At 57.6% G+C, this 17,641-nt stretch carries 17 protein-coding genes and 1 pseudogene; 13 read left to right on the top strand and 5 right to left on the bottom strand.

Annotated elements, in window-relative coordinates:
* Positions 1 to 4: 4 nt before the first annotated feature.
* Positions 5 to 388 (bottom strand): DUF2750 domain-containing protein, encoded by a 384-nt coding sequence (locus tag AXW11_RS10430; RefSeq protein ID WP_041332552.1) that lies wholly within the window; start codon positions 386 to 388, stop codon positions 5 to 7.
* 137 nt (positions 389 to 525) lie between these two features.
* Here AXW11_RS10430 and AXW11_RS10425 point away from each other — a divergent pair, with 137 nt between their 5' ends.
* The gene (locus tag AXW11_RS10425) at positions 526 to 1,176 is read left to right on the top strand and encodes a 5-formyltetrahydrofolate cyclo-ligase (protein ID WP_041332551.1); all 651 of its coding nucleotides are present in this window, start codon (positions 526 to 528) and stop codon (positions 1,174 to 1,176) included.
* Between the two features lie 3 nt (positions 1,177 to 1,179).
* Here the strand turns inward: AXW11_RS10425 and AXW11_RS10420 are convergent, their stop codons facing one another.
* Together AXW11_RS10420 and ilvA are read right to left on the bottom strand one after the other, a co-directional pair.
* A complete protein-coding gene (locus tag AXW11_RS10420; RefSeq protein ID WP_164732102.1) occupies positions 1,180 to 1,329 on the bottom strand; it encodes a hypothetical protein in 150 nt (49 codons plus the stop codon).
* Positions 1,330 to 1,607: 278 nt separating this feature from the next.
* A complete protein-coding gene (ilvA, locus tag AXW11_RS10415) occupies positions 1,608 to 3,143 on the bottom strand; it encodes a threonine ammonia-lyase, biosynthetic (RefSeq protein WP_091642731.1) in 1,536 nt (511 codons plus the stop codon).
* 139 nt (positions 3,144 to 3,282) lie between these two features.
* Here ilvA and rpiA point away from each other — a divergent pair, with 139 nt between their 5' ends.
* The 3 genes from rpiA to ppa all read left to right on the top strand — a co-directional run bounded on the left by rpiA (position 3,283) and on the right by ppa (position 5,950).
* Complete coding sequence (gene rpiA / locus AXW11_RS10410) at positions 3,283 to 3,963, top strand: ribose-5-phosphate isomerase RpiA (protein ID WP_036210524.1); 681 nt, start codon at positions 3,283 to 3,285, stop codon at positions 3,961 to 3,963.
* Positions 3,964 to 4,180: 217 nt separating this feature from the next.
* Positions 4,181 to 5,320, top strand: coding sequence for an acyl-CoA dehydrogenase family protein (locus AXW11_RS10405; protein WP_041332550.1), 1,140 nt, complete (start codon positions 4,181 to 4,183; stop codon positions 5,318 to 5,320).
* Between the two features lie 102 nt (positions 5,321 to 5,422).
* Positions 5,423 to 5,950, top strand: coding sequence for an inorganic diphosphatase (gene ppa, locus AXW11_RS10400; protein ID WP_036210530.1), 528 nt, complete (start codon positions 5,423 to 5,425; stop codon positions 5,948 to 5,950).
* A 79-nt stretch (positions 5,951 to 6,029) separates the two neighbouring features.
* On the opposite strand, the gene AXW11_RS10395 is transcribed toward ppa, so the two are convergent.
* Entirely contained in the window at positions 6,030 to 7,079 is a 1,050-nt protein-coding gene (locus AXW11_RS10395) for a DUF2333 family protein (RefSeq protein WP_036210533.1), read from the bottom strand.
* 129 nt (positions 7,080 to 7,208) lie between these two features.
* Entirely contained in the window at positions 7,209 to 9,197 is a 1,989-nt protein-coding gene (locus AXW11_RS10390) for a bifunctional diguanylate cyclase/phosphodiesterase (protein WP_091642727.1), read from the bottom strand.
* A 200-nt stretch (positions 9,198 to 9,397) separates the two neighbouring features.
* Here AXW11_RS10390 and AXW11_RS10385 point away from each other — a divergent pair, with 200 nt between their 5' ends.
* The 9 genes and pseudogenes from AXW11_RS10385 to purH all read left to right on the top strand — a co-directional run.
* Complete coding sequence (locus AXW11_RS10385) at positions 9,398 to 11,011, top strand: diguanylate cyclase (protein ID WP_091642725.1); 1,614 nt, start codon at positions 9,398 to 9,400, stop codon at positions 11,009 to 11,011.
* 295 nt (positions 11,012 to 11,306) lie between these two features.
* Complete coding sequence (gene aroQ, locus AXW11_RS10380; RefSeq protein ID WP_036210542.1) at positions 11,307 to 11,747, top strand: type II 3-dehydroquinate dehydratase; 441 nt, start codon at positions 11,307 to 11,309, stop codon at positions 11,745 to 11,747.
* A gap of 28 nt (positions 11,748 to 11,775) precedes the next feature.
* The gene (gene accB, locus AXW11_RS10375; protein WP_007154161.1) at positions 11,776 to 12,234 is read left to right on the top strand and encodes an acetyl-CoA carboxylase biotin carboxyl carrier protein; all 459 of its coding nucleotides are present in this window, start codon (positions 11,776 to 11,778) and stop codon (positions 12,232 to 12,234) included.
* Between the two features lie 16 nt (positions 12,235 to 12,250).
* The gene (gene accC, locus AXW11_RS10370) at positions 12,251 to 13,597 is read left to right on the top strand and encodes an acetyl-CoA carboxylase biotin carboxylase subunit (RefSeq protein WP_091642723.1); all 1,347 of its coding nucleotides are present in this window, start codon (positions 12,251 to 12,253) and stop codon (positions 13,595 to 13,597) included.
* A 33-nt stretch (positions 13,598 to 13,630) separates the two neighbouring features.
* Complete coding sequence (prmA, locus tag AXW11_RS10365; RefSeq protein ID WP_007154163.1) at positions 13,631 to 14,527, top strand: 50S ribosomal protein L11 methyltransferase; 897 nt, start codon at positions 13,631 to 13,633, stop codon at positions 14,525 to 14,527.
* 62 nt (positions 14,528 to 14,589) lie between these two features.
* Complete coding sequence (locus AXW11_RS10360; protein ID WP_007154164.1) at positions 14,590 to 15,843, top strand: DUF3426 domain-containing protein; 1,254 nt, start codon at positions 14,590 to 14,592, stop codon at positions 15,841 to 15,843.
* A 219-nt stretch (positions 15,844 to 16,062) separates the two neighbouring features.
* Complete coding sequence (gene dusB / locus AXW11_RS10355; RefSeq protein WP_177190624.1) at positions 16,063 to 17,058, top strand: tRNA dihydrouridine synthase DusB; 996 nt, start codon at positions 16,063 to 16,065, stop codon at positions 17,056 to 17,058.
* Positions 17,055 to 17,372: a DNA-binding transcriptional regulator Fis gene (fis, locus tag AXW11_RS10350; RefSeq protein WP_007154166.1), complete on the top strand. Its 318-nt coding sequence runs from the start codon at positions 17,055 to 17,057 to the stop codon at positions 17,370 to 17,372. Before dusB ends, fis begins: the two co-directional genes overlap by 4 nt.
* A gap of 85 nt (positions 17,373 to 17,457) precedes the next feature.
* A pseudogene (gene purH / locus AXW11_RS10345) lies at positions 17,458 to 17,641 on the top strand (bifunctional phosphoribosylaminoimidazolecarboxamide formyltransferase/IMP cyclohydrolase); the annotation flags it as partial.

Genomic DNA, 17,641 nt, shown 5'->3' with positions numbered 1-17,641 from the left:
ATCCTCAGAAACTCGACAATTCATCCTGCAGGTCGCGTTTCAGCTCTTCCGGCTCGGTTATCCAAAGGGTTTCATCCAGGCCAGGCAGCACTCCGACGTCCAGACCATCTTTCGTCAAACCCGGCACCCATTTCCTGAAAAAATCCGGCAACGGAATACGCTTAGGCGTGAGATCGTCGGAACCCTTACCATACTCCACCGCGAATGCCTCACTGGGCCATACCGGCAGGTACTCCACATCGCCATCTTCAGACACGATCTTGAGGAAGCGATTCTCCGCATTCACCAGAATCCAGATTTCACGCTCCTCCCCGACCTGGCTCAGGAAATAGTCGTATCGTTCTTCGCCGTCTGATTCGAGGACACTCGTTAATGCATCATGGTTCATGGGTCGACCTGCTGTTGAACGAAAAGTTTGAAGGGCCAATGATAGCCTATCGGCTCGCCACACCGACATAACCAGAGACCGGTGACAGGCGACATTTTTCTGTACAACGGGGGCAGCCCGATGGTAGAAAAAGCTCTATGTTGACCAACGTTGTCTCACCCCAGCCCTTTGAAGAGCACCCTGACTCGCAATCCCGAAGCAATCTTCGCAAGGCCCTTCGGAAGAAGCGCCGCTCGCTGTCTGTGGAAGAACAACAGATTGCCGCTGACCAGCTTGCGCTGAACCTGTTGAAACATCCTGACCTTTTCAGGGCCCGCCACGTTGCCGTATACCTGCCCAACGACGGTGAAATTGATCCCCAGGTGTACGTTCATGTTGCCCGCAGGCGAGGCATTCACTTCTATTTGCCGGTGCTGCATCCGGTGCACCGCGGCAGGCTGGTTTTCAGCCCTTTTACCGATGGCACCGAGCTGACAGCCAACCGCTTTGGCATTCCGGAACCACCCTTCCACAAGGGGCTGGAGCGGCCACCATGGGCGCTGGATGCAGTGCTGTTTCCGCTGGTGGGATTTGATGGTTTCGGTGGCCGGCTGGGCATGGGTGGCGGCTTCTATGATCGCACCTTTGCGTTCACGCGAATCCGGCCACGACTGGCCCCCAAGCTGATCGGGCTGGCCCATGACTGTCAGAAAGTATCGGAGTTACCGCTCGAACCCTGGGATATCCCTCTGCACAGTGTGGTGACTGACAGAGAGCGTTACCGAATGAGATCAAAGAGCTTTCGGTAAGGTTTAGTCTCGAACGGCGGACACTGTAAAGGCTTCGCTATCGGAGGCCGTAGGCTCATCATCAGAGGCCTGAAGTGATGTGAAGCCAGTAATAACAAGGCCAACGGCGAAAATCAGCACGACCGTCCGGATAATGTCAGGCTTGCGGCCCATGAGGGGATTCTCCGGTATTTTAAATAGTAAAATCGATCTAAATCAGTTGACTATTCTTGTTTTCAAGAATTAGACGAAAGACTAACACCTATCCCGTGTTTTACAATTTTTCACAGATTAAAGTTTTGTAAGACTTTCTAGAGCAGGAGTTCACCGTCCGGATTGGGTGCGGCTGGCCTTCCAAAACACGCTCAAGCACATCCATGTGGCGCTTGAGCTCCGCCATCCATGGCTCCGCACAGTTTTGGAAGGCCAGCCGTACCCAATCCTAATCCGCGTTACCCAGACTTATTGTTCCCGGCTCCCAAAAACAGCTGATAAGCCTCATTGTCAGTCATGTTTTCGTAGCGGAAGCCAACCTTGTCGAGCATCTTCTCGAAGTCTTTCACTTCGTCGTCTTCCACCTGGGCGCCCAGCAGAACACGGCTGTAGGCCGCACCGTGGTTGCGGTAATGGAACATGGAGATGTTCCAGCGCGTGCCCAAGGACATCAGGAACTTCAGCAAGGCACCCGGGCGCTCCGGGAACTCGAACTGGAAAACTTTCTCGTTGGTGATGGTTGGCGCATGACCACCCACCATATGGCGAATGTGCTGCTTCGCCAGATCGCTCTCAGTCAGGTCTATGACGGAATATCCGGTTTCCCGCAGATCCTGGATAAGATCTTCACGGCCATGGCCGCCCGCCGCAATCTGGATGCCCACGAAGATGGTCGCATTGGTGGCATCGGCGTAGCGGTAATTGAACTCGGTGATGCTGCGCTTGTGCAGGGCGTTGATGAACGTCTTGAAGGCCCCCGGTTTCTCCGGGATGGTCACCGCCAGGATGGCCTCGCGCTTTTCACCGATTTCCGTGCGCTCCGAGATATAGCGCAAACGATCGAAGTTCATGTTGGCCCCACTGAGGGTGGCCACCAGGTTTTCATTCTCGATCTGTTCGCGCTCGATGTACTTCTTGATACCAGCCACGCCGAGCGCACCGGCCGGTTCGGCGATGGAGCGGGTGTCTTCGAAGACATCCTTGATGGCGGCGCAGATTTCGTCGGTGGAGACGGTGATCACCTCGTCTACGTGATCCTTGCAGATCTCCCAGGGGTATTTGCCGATCTGCTTGACGGCCACGCCATCCGCGAAGATGCCCACTTCGTCCAGTACCACCCGCTTGCCAGCCTTCATGGCCGCCTGCAGGCAGTTGGAGTCCTCGGGTTCAACGCCGATCACCTTGATTTCCGGGCGCAGGTACTTGATGTAGGCCGCCATACCAGCAATCAGTCCGCCGCCGCCAACGCAGATAAAGATGGCATGGATGGGTTTGCTGAACTGCCACATGATTTCCATGGCCACAGTGCCCTGCCCGGCGATGACGTCCGGGTCATCATAAGGCGGGATGTAGGTGTAGCCGTGCTTCGCGATCAGCTCCTGAGCATGAGCTGCGGCCTCGTCAAAAGCGTCGCCCTTGAGAACCACTTTGGCGCCGTGATCACGCACAGACCGCACTTTGATCTCTGGCGTGGTCTGAGGCATGACGATGACCGCCTTGATACCCAGGTTCTTGGAAGCCAGGGCCACGCCCTGGGCATGGTTGCCAGCAGAGGCACAAATCACGCCCTTGGCTTTCTGCTCTTCAGAGAGCTGCGCAATCCGGTTGTAGGCGCCACGAATCTTGAAAGAAAACACCGGCTGAAGGTCTTCGCGCTTGAGCAGAATGTTGTTGCCAAAGCGCTTTGAGAGGCTACGGGCCTCGGTCAGCGGAGTCTCGATGGCCACGTCGTAAACACGAGCATCGAGGATTTTCTTTATGTAGCGTTGCGGCATGGGTCCGTCCGGAGTTGGATTGTCGTTGGGAAAACGGACAGTGTAGAAACTTTGCCGGGGTTCCGTCTATAAGCTCGCCCCACAGAAGGGCTATAATGGCGACTTTAACCACACTTTCCTGCAAAACCGGAGTCGATCGATGAATCAGGACGAACTGAAGAAAGCCGTCGCCAAGGCCGCACTGGACCATATCAGGCCGCACCTGGATCAGGAGAGCGTTATCGGCGTGGGTACCGGCAGTACGGCCAACTGTTTCATCGATCTGCTGGCGGATATCCGCACCGATTTCGATGGCGCCGTCGCCAGTTCCGACGCCACGGCTGAGCGCCTGAAGAGCCATGGTATTCCGGTTTACGACCTCAACAGTGCCGGCCCCCTGGAGTTCTATATCGATGGTGCCGATGAGACCAATGAACGCCTGGAGTTGATCAAGGGGGGCGGCGGCGCCCTGACCCGTGAGAAGATCGTAGCGGCGGTGGCCAAGACGTTTATCTGCATTGCCGATGGGTCCAAGAAGGTGGATATTCTGGGCGCGTTTCCGCTTCCGGTGGAGGTGGTACCCATGGCTCGCAGCCACGTTGGCCGCGAAATCGTCAAGCTCGGCGGCGACCCGGTTTATCGCGAGGGTTTCACCACCGACAACGGCAATATCATCCTGGACATCCACAATCTGGATATTTCCCGCCCGCTTCAGGTGGAAGAGCAGTTGAACAACATTGTGGGCATTGTGACCAATGGCCTGTTTGCTCGGCGTCCTGCGGACTTGTTGTTGCTGGGTACCGAAGACGGGGTAAAGAGTTTCTCCCGACAGGACGGCTGACTACGGAGGAGACCGTGAAGAGACAGGGACATCAGGGGCACGCTGTTAATACGTCCGTGTACGCTCGACAAAAACATCCTTGTTTTTGACGTCCCCTGATGTCCCTGTCTCTCCACGGCCTGGACTCTTTTCGGGCCTTCTGCAAACCAAGCGCTTGCTTGGTTGCTGAAATTGAGTGAGACTGCTTCCATGATTTTTGATCACAGGGAGGCTTTCCGTGTCTGATTATTTCAACGATACCCACGAACAGGTTCGCCAGAGTGCCCGCAAGTTCGTTGCCACTCATGTGTTGCCCTACATAGACGACTGGGAGGAAGCTGGCGAGTTCCCCAGGGAGCTTTATAAGACCGCTGGGGAGGCCGGGCTGCTTGGGGTCGGTTTTCCGGAAAGTCTTGGCGGCATTGGTGAAGGCGATATTTTCATGAAAGTCGCCGTCTCCGAAGAGCTGATGCGATCCACCTCCGGCGGCCTGGTGGCTGGGCTGGGGTCGCTGGATATCGGCCTGCCTCCGGTGGCGAAGTGGGCGCAGCAGGACGTAAAAGCAGCGATTGTGCCCCCGGTGCTGCGAGGCGAGAAGATTGCCGCGCTGGCAGTTACCGAGCCCGGCGGCGGGTCCGACGTTGCCAATATCAAAACCCGGGCCGTCAGGGACGGCGATGACTACATCGTCAACGGCAGCAAAACCTTTATCACCAGCGGCATGCGTGCCGATCATTACACCGTTGCGGTACGCACCGGTGGCGAGGGCCATGGTGGCATCAGTCTGTTGTTGATTGACCGCGATATGCCCGGCTTTTCCACCGGCAAGAAGCTCAAGAAAATGGGCTGGTGGGCCAGCGATACGGCGGAGCTGTTTTTCGAGGACTGCCGGGTGCCTGCCAACCGCCTGATCGGTGCCGAGAATGCGGGCTTTATCGCGATCATGAGCAATTTTCTGTTTGAACGCCTCAGTTTATCCATCATGGCCTACATGACGGCCGAAATCGCCCTTGAAGCCTCGATAGCCTGGGCCGGCCAACGGGAGGCGTTTGGCCGGCCGGTGAACAAATTCCAGGTCACCCGTCACAAGCTGGTCGACATGGCCACCCAAGTGGACGTGGCGCGGGAGTATACCTATCGCTGTGCCGCGCTGATGCAGGCGGGCAAGAACCCGATTAAGCAGGTTGCCATGGCGAAGAACTTTGCGGTGGAGGTGTGCGAGAAAGTCACCCGCGAGGCCGTTCAGATTCACGGCGGCATGGGGTACATGCGTGAATCCGTCGTAGAGCGGCTTTACCGGGATGGCAAGATCCTGTCGATTGGCGGCGGTACCGATGAGATCATGAAGGAACTGATCGCCAAGCAGATGCGGTTGTAGCGGTAAGGCGATACCAACGTTTAGTTTCGATCCACACCATTGTCCCGTATAATTGCGCCCACTTTTTAAACGCAGTTAAACGCACTTCAGAAAGGATCGACCATGAACTTCGACCATATCCCTGCTGGCAAGAACCCGCCGGAAGACATCTACGTGGCCATCGAAATCCCGTCCAACAGCTCCCCGGTGAAGTATGAGCTGGATAAGGACATGGGCGCCCTGCTGGTAGACCGCTTCATGGCTACGCCAATGTTCTACCCGGCCAACTACGGCTTCATTCCCCACACCCTGGCTGACGACGGTGACCCGATTGACGTGCTGGTGGTGACCCCGTATCCGGTTCAGGCCGGTTCCGTGATTCGCTGCCGCCCGGTTGGCGTGCTGAACATGGAAGACGAAGCCGGTGGCGACGCCAAACTGGTTGCCGTACCCCACGACAAGCTCACCAAGAGCTACACCGACGTGAAAGATGTGGAAGATCTTCCGCAACTGCTCCGCGACCAGATCCAGCACTTCTTCGAGAACTACAAGACGCTGGAGCCGGGCAAGTGGGTCAAGGTTCAGGGCTGGGCCAACGCCGCCGAAGCCAAGAAGGCCATCGAAGCGTCCGTGAAGGCCTACAAAGGCTGATCGGCGACGCTTTCAGTCGATGACAAAAAAACCGGGCTGCGTGGCCCGGTTTTTTTTATGCGGCGATGCTGTACCGGCATCAGCCTCGGGTCAGCAGGTCACGCATGTCGCTGATCGCAGCGCTGGCGCGGGACAGGTACGCCGCCATGGTCAATGAGTGATTGGCCAGCACACCGAAGCCGCTGCCGTTCAGAATCACGGGGCTCCACATTTCACCCTGCGCACCTTCCAGTTCGATAATGATCTGTTTGGCGCTGGCCAGGGCGTTCTTGTCGTTAAGCACCTTGCGGAAGTCCACTTCAATGGCGCGGAAGATATGCAACAGAGCCCAGGCACTGCCGCGCGCCTCATAGAACACGTCGTCTATCTTCGTCCAGGAGGTCTTGACCTCCTCGCCCATGACATCTTCCGAAAGCGGGTCGCCGGGATTGACGTTAGACACGGCGTCGGACACTGACGCTTTGCCAACACTCTCACCAAGCGTTCGGGATAGACTGCCCAGGCGGGTTTCCAGGTCCGCCAGCCAGTTGGCCAGGTTGTCAGCCCTGGCGAAAAACTGGGCGTTGGGTTGATCGGGGCGTGATAAGCGATCCAGGTAGCTATACAGGGCCTGGATGCCACGACGATACTCCGCCTCGGTGGAGGGAATGGCCCAGCTACCGCTGTCGAAGTGGAACTGGGGCTCAGCAATCGTCAGGTCAGGGTCCTCAGCGGACTGACTCTGGGAACGGCTGATGTCCTTGCGCATGGCACGGGACAGGTCGCGAAGCTGAACGAGCACCCCGTACTCCCAGTTAGGCATGTTGTCGAGCCAAAGCCCTGGGGGGAAGATGTCGTTCGAAACGTAACCGCCAGGCTTATCGAGAAGAGTCTCCGCCACCCGGATCATGGTTGCCGTTGTTGCGAACCCGGCCACCGGTTCACGCTGCATCTCATTGGCCACGGCACGTGTGTGTTCGCGTACCGAGAAAACGTCTGGCTCGCTGCTCCAGATCATGCCTAGCACCAGGGCAACAAGCAGGTACACAACCACAACGGCCAGTATAAATTTGCCGACAACCCCTCCGCCGGTGTAGTCCTGAACGTCGTCTTTGCGATCACTGAAATACTGTCTGATTTTTCCTGGCATCGGTTTTCAGTTCCCCTGTTTGTCGTTTTATCCCGGACGCTATCCGTTCGCGCACTGCGAATACCATGAAGCAACGGCAACGTTTATGCAATTTGCGGCGTTTTTCGGCCCTGGGGCCTCAATCACTCGCTAATGTCCCGCCTCAAACGGCCGACCCAGATGGTAACCCATTGCGCCATCGATACCGACACCCTGCAGTGCCGCATATTCACCGGCGGTTTCAACACCCGTGACGTAGACCCGCACGCCGCGGCTGTGGGCGATGGTCGTCACGGATTCGAGGTAGAAGCGGTTGTCCTCATGGCTGTCGATATCATGAACGAAGCTGTTATCAATACGCAGTGCCTGGAACCTCAGATTCCTCAGGTAGCTGAAGGGCACCCCGCCTACACCGAAGCGGTCGACAATCACCGGCACCTTGAGCCGGTTCAACCCACGCACCAGGAGTCCTACCGCCGTCCGGTGGTGGTGAACAGCCTGCTCGGAAATACCAATCTGCAATCGCCGGCGCTCCTTGCCGGCAGCGGACAGCTGCTCCAGAAGTTCTTTGCGGAATGCCTCACTGGCCACCGAAACCATGCCCAGGCTTAACGCCAGGCGAGTGTCTGGTTCCGTATGCAGAAGCGCCAGGGAACGCTCAAGGACCCAGCGATCAATGTCGGGGATCATGCCAAAGCGTTCCGCCATGGGCACGAAAATACCAGCCTTGATCCAGCCTTCCTCCGTTCTCATCCGGGAAAAGACCTGATGGAACAGCACCCCGTTATCGCCATTGCTGATCATGGGCTGCATCCACAGCGACATCTGTCCCTGGGTGATCGCTTCGCCAATCATGATCCGCCACTTTTCACTGTCATGGTGCTCAGGCCGGTCGCGATCAGCGGCATGACAGGCAGATCCCTCCTCCATCTGTGCCTGCCGAAGCGCTTCGTCGGCCGCTGACATAAGCTCGCCCGCTTTGCGGGTTTCAGCAGCCTGGGCAATGCCTGCATGAACAGACACATCCATGGGAGCGGAGAGGTCGGAATAGATGCCATCCAGCTCTTCGACCAGTTGGCGACACCAGATCACCCCATCGGCACGTGAAACACCAGGCAGGAAGACAGCAAACCCGGCACCCGTCATGCGGCCGGCGAACGAATCGCTGTGCGCATGGACAAACGTATTCAGCGCCCCCGCAATGCGAACCAGCAAGCGGTCGGCCTCGTCGCGGCCATAACTCTGGTTATACTGGGCGAACTCTTCCAACTGGATCAGGAACAGCACCCCGGGGGCGGACCGCTCTTCCGATTCCACTTCAACCTTCAAGCGTTGCTCGAACGCCTGCCGGCTCGCAAGACCGGTCAGGCTGTCTTCGTTGTTCACCTTGCGCAGGTGCTGGATCAGTTTGGCCTGCCCTTCAAAAAGTCGCCCGAGGTCATCCGCCATCTGGTTCATAGCGTGGGTGACCTGGTTCAACTCCCGCGTGGAGGTAATGTCGACCCGACGCCTGAAGTCCCGTTTACCCAAGGCCCTGGCCTGTTTCTCAACAGCCCTGAGCGGACGCATCAGGCGTGTCATCATCCAAAACAGGCCGATCAACCCAAGGCCACCAATCAGGGCAGAGCCGGCCACGATTCTAACCGTCACCACCCACAGGTCTTCGTAGGCCCGGCCAGGGTGGCTTACGACCCGCACCTTACCCAGTCGACTCCAGCCGCGCACCACTTCCGCTTCACCCACCGGCAGTGGCAGATCCGCCAGCGCCACAAACCAGCCCGGCACATCCACCTCACGCAGGGAGGTTTCCCGCCCGGCCACCTCCTCACCCTGATTATTGACGTAGACCACCGAGAGATAACGACCACTGTCGAAAACCGCATCGATCAATGAAGACGAGGCCACTGGATCGCGACCGTCAATGGCATTGGACAGGGACAGGCCAATGGCCGTGGCACCATCCCGGGCATGGCCCTGGAGCTGACCCGACATGTAGTCCCGGAACCGGTCAAAACTGACGCTGGCCGCCGCCACCAGCACAAGCAGCAACATGCCACCGGTAAACAGCAACAGCAGACTGCGCAAGGTAATAACACCTTGCTGGCGAGAGATCTGTCGGTCGTTTTGCGTCCGTGCCATCACTGGCAGCCCCTAGTCTGAAACAACGATTGTCGGCTATCTGGTGTGACCTGCCCCGCAGAGTTGACAAACATTTACACAGCGTCACCTACGCCGACAACATTAAACACTATAGACTCTGCAAAAAGACTAATGTTGAAAATATCCGCTTGTACCGGAAACGGGCGGCTCAGAACGAGAAAAACACAGGCCGGAGCACAATGAACGACGATAGCCAGAAAGACAAACTCAGGCAGCACTTCGCTCGCCGTGTCACCACCCAGGCGCGCGTCGTCCTGGATACATGGCAAAAGATCCACGAAGACACCGGCCAGTCTGCCGCCTTCAGGGGCGATTTTGCCAGGGCAGCCGACAAGCTGGTTCGCTACGCAAAGCGCTTCGACATGGAAAGCCATGCCGATTCCGGGCGCCAGGTTTTTGACCTGATCGGTGAGTGGCCGGAAGGCACCGCGCTTCCCGAAAGCCTGGATCGCAAGCTCCAGGACGCCATAGAGCAGCTGTCCCAATGCACGTTGAGACGGACCGACCAGGAAGCCAGCGAGGCTCCCCAACAGTATCGACGCACGCCCGTCTATATTGCTCTGGCCAGTGAAGAGATGGCCAGCCGCCTGATCCGCCAGCTTGAGTTCTTCGGCTTCCGTGCGTCAGCGTTCAACACCGCCGACAAGCTGATCGAAGCCTGCGCACTTCACAAACCCGAAACCATCCTGATGGACGTTAACTACGGCGGCGAGCCGCTGAGCGGAATTGCCACCATCGAGCGGCTTCAGGAGCGACACGACACACCCATCCCCATCATCTTCATGAGCGACGAAGATGGCACCATCCAAACCCGCCTGCGGGCGTCCCGCTGCGGTGGCGAGGAATTCTTCTACCCGGCGGTTGATCCCGGCCAGCTGATCGAGAAGATCGAGACCTACACCCACGGCAATACCGTTGAGCCCTACAAAGTGCTGGTGCTGGATGACTCCCGCGCTCAGGCCAAGTTCATGGAAACGGTTCTGAAAAAAGCGGGCATGAATGCCCACATCATCACCGATCCGATGGAAATCATTCATGCATTGGAGTCGTTCTCGCCGGAGATCATCATTCTGGACATGTACATGCCCGGCTGCACCGGCATGGAAATCGCGCGGGTAATCCGCCAGCAGGACCGTTTTCATAGCGTGCCAATCATCTACCTATCCGCCGAAGAAGACGTTTCCAAACAGCTGCATGCCATGAGCCTGGGGGGCGATGACTTCCTGACCAAGCCGATTGACCCGAAACACCTGATCTCCACCATACACAATCGGGGCCGCCGCGCCCGGTCACTGCTGGCGCTGATGATCCGCGACAGCCTCACCGGCCTATTCAATCACACTCATACCCTGCACCTGCTCGATCAGGAGATCGTGCGGGCGCGGCAGAAAGACCAGCAACTGTGCTTTGCAATGATCGACATCGACTACTTCAAGAAGGTGAATGACACGTTTGGCCATCCCATTGGCGACCGCGTGCTGCGAAGTTTGTCCATGTTCCTGAAACAGCGCTTGCGCAAGACCGACCACATTGGCCGATACGGTGGCGAGGAATTTGCCATTATTCTGCCGGACACCCGCGAGAGCGATGCCCGCAATGTGCTGAACGAAATCCGCGAGCGTTTCTCGGAGCTGCTGCAACCGGCTGGCGACCGGGAGTTTAATGTCACTTTCAGTTGCGGCGTTGCCGCCTGGAAGGGTGATACCTCCCAGGCTCTCTGCGAACGGGCGGACAAGGCTCTTTACCGGTCCAAGGCCGAGGGCCGAAACTGCGTGACCGCCGCCGGCGACTGAGCCCAAACGCCACTGGCGGGCTCTCCCCAGCAACGGCCCCGCCCCGCTCTCGGGGCCGTTCTATGAAACCAACGTCTTATAGAACTCCTGATCCCCCTTCACGACAATGACCGTGCAAACGACAAAGATTGCTTGTGCGTGGGTAAGATTCTTTTCGACACAGAGATAAGATACTTTTCGACACACACCCGATTGTCAAAAAGTGTTGATCTGAAGACTTCAAGAACGCACCATTGTGGGAAAATGTCGCTAAATTCGGCGATCCTGTAAAAAAGTCAGCAAGGCAGACAAAATCATGTCGACCATACTCGTACTTCATGGCCCCAACCTGAACATGCTGGGAACCCGCGAGCCGGAGGTGTACGGCCACGAGTCGTTGGCGGACATTGACGACCGTTTGCACCGGAAAGCCGCCGAAGATGGCCATCACCTGCTACATTTACAGTCAAACGCGGAATATGAACTGATTGAGCGGATACATGAAGCCAGATCAGAAGGGGTTGATTTCATCATCTTCAACCCGGCGGCGTTCACCCACACCAGTGTTGCACTGCGGGACGCCATGTTGGCCTCGGGCATACCGTTTATTGAGGTCCATCTTTCCAACGTGCATGCGCGGGAAGCATTCCGTCATCACTCATACTTTTCTGATATCGCCGATGGCGTTATCTGCGGGCTGGGCAGCCTGGGGTACGACCTTGCACTCGAAGCCGCCCTGCAACGAATTCATCGATAGAACTGATTAAAACGGGATCGGACTGACTATGGACATTCGCAAGATCAAGAAACTTATCGAACTGCTGGAGGAATCCGACGTCGAGGAGCTGGAGATTCACGAGGGTGATGATTCTGTTCGCATCTCCCGGCGTCGTGAACAACTGGCTGCGCCACAGTATATGGCACAGTATCCGTCACCAGCACCCCAGCCCGCCTCACCGCAGCCGTCCGCGCCAGCCGCCGACGAGCCCGCAAAGCCGGCAGAGCCTTCCGGCCATGCGGTGAAGTCGCCAATGGTCGGCACCTTCTACCGCTCGCCCTCACCCACCGCGAAAGCGTTTGTGGAAGTCGGGCAGTCAGTGAAAGCCGGCGACGTGGTGTGCATCGTCGAAGCCATGAAGATGATGAACCAGATCGAGGCAGATAAAAGCGGCACCATCGCCGAGATCCTGGTGGAGAACGGTCAGCCGGTCGAGTTCGACCAGCCGATGATCATCATTTCCTGAACCCGGTGATACTCTCATGGCTATGTTAGAAAAAGTCCTGATCGCAAATCGCGGCGAAATTGCCCTGCGCATCCTGCGCGCCTGCAAGGAGCTGGGCATCAAAACCGTGGCTGTCCACTCCCAGGTCGACCGTGACCTCATGCATGTCCGTCTGGCGGACGAGTCGGTCTGTATCGGCCCCAACAGTGCAACAGACAGTTACCTGAACATCCCGACTATTATCAGTGCGGCAGAAGTGACGGACTCCGTCGGTATCCATCCAGGTTACGGCTTCCTCGCCGAAAACGCGGATTTCGCCGAACAGGTTGAAAAAAGCGGCTTCCGCTTTATCGGCCCCAGAGCCGATACCATTCGCCTGATGGGCAACAAAGTTTCTGCCATCAACTCAATGATTGCGGCAGGCGTTCCCACCGTGCCGGGCTCAGACGGCCCATTGACGGATGACGACAACCGCACCCTGGAAATCGCCCGTAAAATTGGCTATCCGGTCATTATCAAAGCCGCATCTGGCGGTGGTGGTCGTGGTATGCAGGTGGTTCATTCCGAAGCGGCCTTGCTGAAGAGCGTGCAGGTCACACAGTCGGAAGCCAAGAACTCTTTCGGGGACGCTACGGTTTACCTCGAAAAATATCTGGAACGCCCCCGCCACGTCGAAGTGCAGGTACTGGCGGATACCCACGGCAACGTCATTCACCTTGGCGACCGTGACTGTTCCATGCAACGCAGGCACCAGAAAGTCATCGAAGAAGCCCCTGCACCGAATATCGACCCGGAAGCGCGCGAGAAGACCCTGAAGGCCTGTGTCGACGCCTGCAAGGAAATTGGCTACGTGGGTGCGGGTACGTTCGAGTTCCTGTACCAGGACGGCGCCTTCTACTTTATCGAGATGAACACGCGGGTGCAGGTGGAGCATCCGGTGTCAGAGATGGTGACCGGTGTCGATATCGTTCGTGAGCAACTGCGCATTGCCAGCGGCCTGCCCCTGCAATACACCCAGGACGAAATCAAGATCTCCGGCCATGCGCTGGAATGCCGTATCAACGCAGAAGATCCGCAAACCTTCGTTCCCAGCCCAGGCAAGGTCAAGCATTTCCATGCGCCAGGTGGCAACGGCATACGAGTGGATTCGCATCTTTATAGCGGCTACACGGTACCGCCGTACTACGACTCCATGGTGGCCAAACTGATCACCTGGGGCGATGACCGGGAAATAGCCCGTCGCCGCATGAAGAACGCGCTGGACGAACTGGTGGTTGAAGGTATCAAGACCAACCAGGCCTTGCACAGGAAACTGGTACGCGATGGCGGCTTTAAACAGGTAGACTTCACTATCCATTATCTGGAAAAACTGATACGGGACTGACCCGTTGATTCGTCTACCAAACAGGACACCCACATGCCCTGGATACAACTACAGATCCCGGCTGATCCCGATAACGCGGACCAGCTTGAGGATCTGCTGATGGAGATGGGCGCTGAGGCCGTCTCCATGGAAGATGCCGCCGACCAGCCCCTGTACGAACCCGACCCGGGCACAACACCGCTCTGGCACCAGACCAGCGTCACCGGCCTGTTCGGGTCCGATCGCGATATCGAAGAGCTCTGCGCCGCCGTTAAGGATGCCTGGCACCAGCAGACACAACAGTCACTGCCCGACATCGACGTTACCCTGGTGGAGGACAAGGACTGGGAGCGTGAATGGATGGACGATTTCAAGCCGCTGCGCTTCGGTGACCGGCTTTGGATTGTGCCCAGCTGGCATGACGCTCCGGACCCGCACGCCGCCAACCTGCTGCTGGATCCCGGCCTGGCCTTTGGCACCGGAACTCACCCCACCACGGCGCTATGCCTGGAATGGCTTGATGGTCAGGACGTGACCTCACGGCAGGTGATCGACTATGGCTGTGGCTCCGGCATACTGGGTCTTGCGGCCCTGTTGCTGGGCGCCGACCACGTTATCGGGGTCGATACAGACCCCCAGGCACTGGAAGCCAGCCGCGAAAACGCGCGCCGCAACAAGGTTGAAGAAGACCGGCTGGACCTGTTCCTGCCCGGGGATGAACCCGATACCATGGCGGACATCATGCTGGCTAACATACTGGCCCAGCCATTGATTGGCCTGGCGCCCAGGTTGGCTGCAAAGGTAAAACCGGGCGGTGATATTGTGTTGTCCGGCATACTGTCCAACCAGGCCCGGGAGGTCATGGAGGCCTACGAGCCCTGGTTCATCATGGACGAGCCGGAACAACGCGAGGAGTGGATACGGCTCACAGGACGGCGCAACGACAGGTGACGAACTCTTACGAACCAACTAAACTCCGTGACTCGTAGCGACGCCGCTTACAGGAAAGAAGCATGACCCAGAGCAGCCTGCAGACACGATGCCCAAAATGTGAAACCCGGTTCCGGGTCACCGACGCACAGCTGAGCGTAGCCAGCGGAAAAGTGCGTTGCGGCAACTGCATGGCGGTGTTCAATGCCGTCGAACACCGGATAAGCGAGGGCTCTTCAGGTGCCTCCAGCCCAAAGAGCGGCCCGGCAGCCCTGGAACAGCAGGATGCTCCAGCGCATCAGGGGTTCGCCTCGGATGATGACCTGATTTTTGCGGACAACCCTGAGGAGGATGCGGCCGAGGGCCCATACGCTGGTACCCGGCTGACCTTCTCCGACGACGAACTGAGCGACAGCTTTCGCACCGTCGACGAGCGCAGCGGTGGCACGTTCGAGACTGACAACGACGACGAAACCGACGAAAAAATCGATGAAAGCTGGGCCGAGGCAATGTTGTCCGAAGAAGACGACACCAGGCGCAAAGCCAAGCCCGCACCCACGGAACCCGAGCCACCAGAAGAACCTGCGGAGTTCGAGCAACCACAACCAGAGCCCCCCGAGAACGAGCCATTTGAGGAGCCAGCCTGGGATGAGCCCGAAGAAACACCACGGCAACCCGAAGACCTGAGCCTGGAGCCCGTAGACAACGCGGATGGTTTCTACGTCGATGAACCTCAATCATCATCCTTCGACTATGACGCTGGCCCGGTGACTGACAACGAACCTCTAGTCGCCGTTTCCCCCTACAGTAACCTGCGCAGGGAACCGGTCTCTGTAGCAGGCAATGGTAGGGGGCGCGTGAGAGCGGCGTTATGGACCCTGATCATACTCGCGCTGCTCGGCGTCCTGGTGGCGCAAGTCACCTGGTTCCAGTTCGACCGCCTGTCCTCCATACCGGAACTGCGCCCCTTTTACGAACAGGGCTGCGAGATCGCCGGTTGCGAACTGAAACCGCTGATCAATGTGGATGCCATCCAAAGCCGTAAACTGGTGGTCAGGACCAACCCGGAAAACCGCAGCCAACTGGTGGTTGATGCCGTCATCATCAACCGGGCCGCCTTTGAACAGCCATTCCCCGCCATTGCCCTGACGTTCTCCAATCTGAATGGTGATGTGGTCGCCCAGAGTGTGTTCACACCGGACGAGTATCTGGCGGGAGACGGCCGTGATCTTGAGGCAATGCCGACTGATACTCCGGTCAGGATTGTCATCAATATCCGCGATCCCGGAAAGGACGCCGTGAACTACAATATCGCCTTCCGAGCCTATCAGGAGTAAGCAAGTCCTCACTCGACAGAAACCAGGGACCGCCACCGAATAGACTGAAAGTCAACCAGAAAGGACGAAAAATAATCAATTTTTTCATGGCTTCGCCCCTTCAATAGGATCTCTGCCAGCGGTATCATTACCGCCCTTCGGATCAGGATCGGTTACTTATTGAGCAGCCGTTCACTTCCGACGTTCGCTTAACCCGCTGTTACACGGATTCAGATCATGCTGCCAACGGCAAAAATCGGGCCGTATACCCTGCCCAATCCGTTGATTGTTGCACCTATGGCCGGTGTAACAGACCGTCCTTTTCGCCTGCTCTGCCGGCGCATGGGCGCTGGCCTGGCGGTATCCGAGATGGTCATTGCGGACAGCAAACTGTGGCATACGCGCAAGTCAAAAACGCGTATGAATCATGAAGGTGAACCCGAGCCCCGTTCAGTACAGATCGCCGGCGGCGACCCTGAAATGCTGGCCAACGCCGCCAGACTGAATGCCGAGTTCGGCGCCCAGATCATCGATATCAACATGGGCTGCCCGGCCAAGAAGGTGTGTAACAAGGCCGCCGGCTCAGCACTGATGAAAGATGAGGCGCTGGTGCGGGATATCCTGAAAGCGGTCGTGGCCGCCGTGGACATCCCGGTGACACTGAAGATGCGCACGGGCTGGGACAGGGAACATCGGAATGCGCCACTGATTGCCCGCATGGCCGAAGACGCTGGCATCCAGGCCCTGGCCATTCATGGTCGTACCCGTGCCGATGCCTACAAGGGCGAGGCCGAGTACGACACGATCGCCGATGTGAAGTCCCGGGTAAGCATTCCAGTATTTGCCAACGGCGACATCAACTCGCCGGAACAGGCACAGCATGTACTGAAATTCACCGGCGCCGACGGGCTGCTGATCGGCCGTGGCGCACAGGGCCGGCCCTGGATTTTCCGGGAAATCCTGCATTTTCTGGAAACCGGTAGGCACCTTGCCGAGCCGCCTGTGGATGAGGTGGAACAGGTACTAAGCGAACACCTGGACGCCCTGCACCGCTTTTACGGCGAAACCATGGGCGTGCGAATTGCCAGGAAACACGTGGGCTGGTACCTCCAGTCCCACGACGAAGAGAAACAGTTCAGAAAACGCTTCAACGCCATCGACGACGCGATGGCGCAGAAAGACAGCATTCAACAGTACTTTGCAGGCTTACGAAATGGAGAGGTATTCGCAGCATGACCGCTGAGACTTTGGCTAAAGACAACCTGACCCCACCGGCCAACGATGATATTCATCAGTTGCAAACGGTGAACAGCAGCGGCAACACGGTTACCCTGCGCGACAGCGTGGAAGTTGCCCTTAAAAATTATTTTGCCCAACTCGATGGCGCCCCGGTGACCGAGGTCTACCAACTGGTGTTATCGGAAGTAGAGGCCCCGCTGCTCGAACAGGTGATGAAATACACCCGCAACAACCAGACCAAGGCATCGACCATGCTTGGCCTGAACCGCGGCACCCTGCGCAAGAAGCTCAAACAGTACGGTCTGCTATAATCCAGCTACCCGATTGCAACGAGGGCCTCCCGGACATCATTCGCGAGGCCTTCATTCGTTCATACCCAGCAGAAATAAGTGACCCATGGCAAATCAGGCTAATACCCCCGTCCGTCGTGCGCTGATCAGCGTGTCTGATAAAACCGGTATCGTTGAATTCGGCCGTGCACTGACCGATCGCGGCATCGAACTGCTCTCTACCGGTGGCACCTTTCGCCTCCTGAAGGAAAACCAGGTACCCGTCACCGAAGTCAGTGACTACACCGGCT

The sequence above is a fragment of the Marinobacter sp. Hex_13 genome (assembly GCF_001566815.1).
GTDB lineage: Bacteria > Pseudomonadota > Gammaproteobacteria > Pseudomonadales > Oleiphilaceae > Marinobacter > Marinobacter salarius.
Note: the sequence above shows the minus strand (reverse complement) of the source record. Positions and strands in the feature narration are given on the sequence as shown.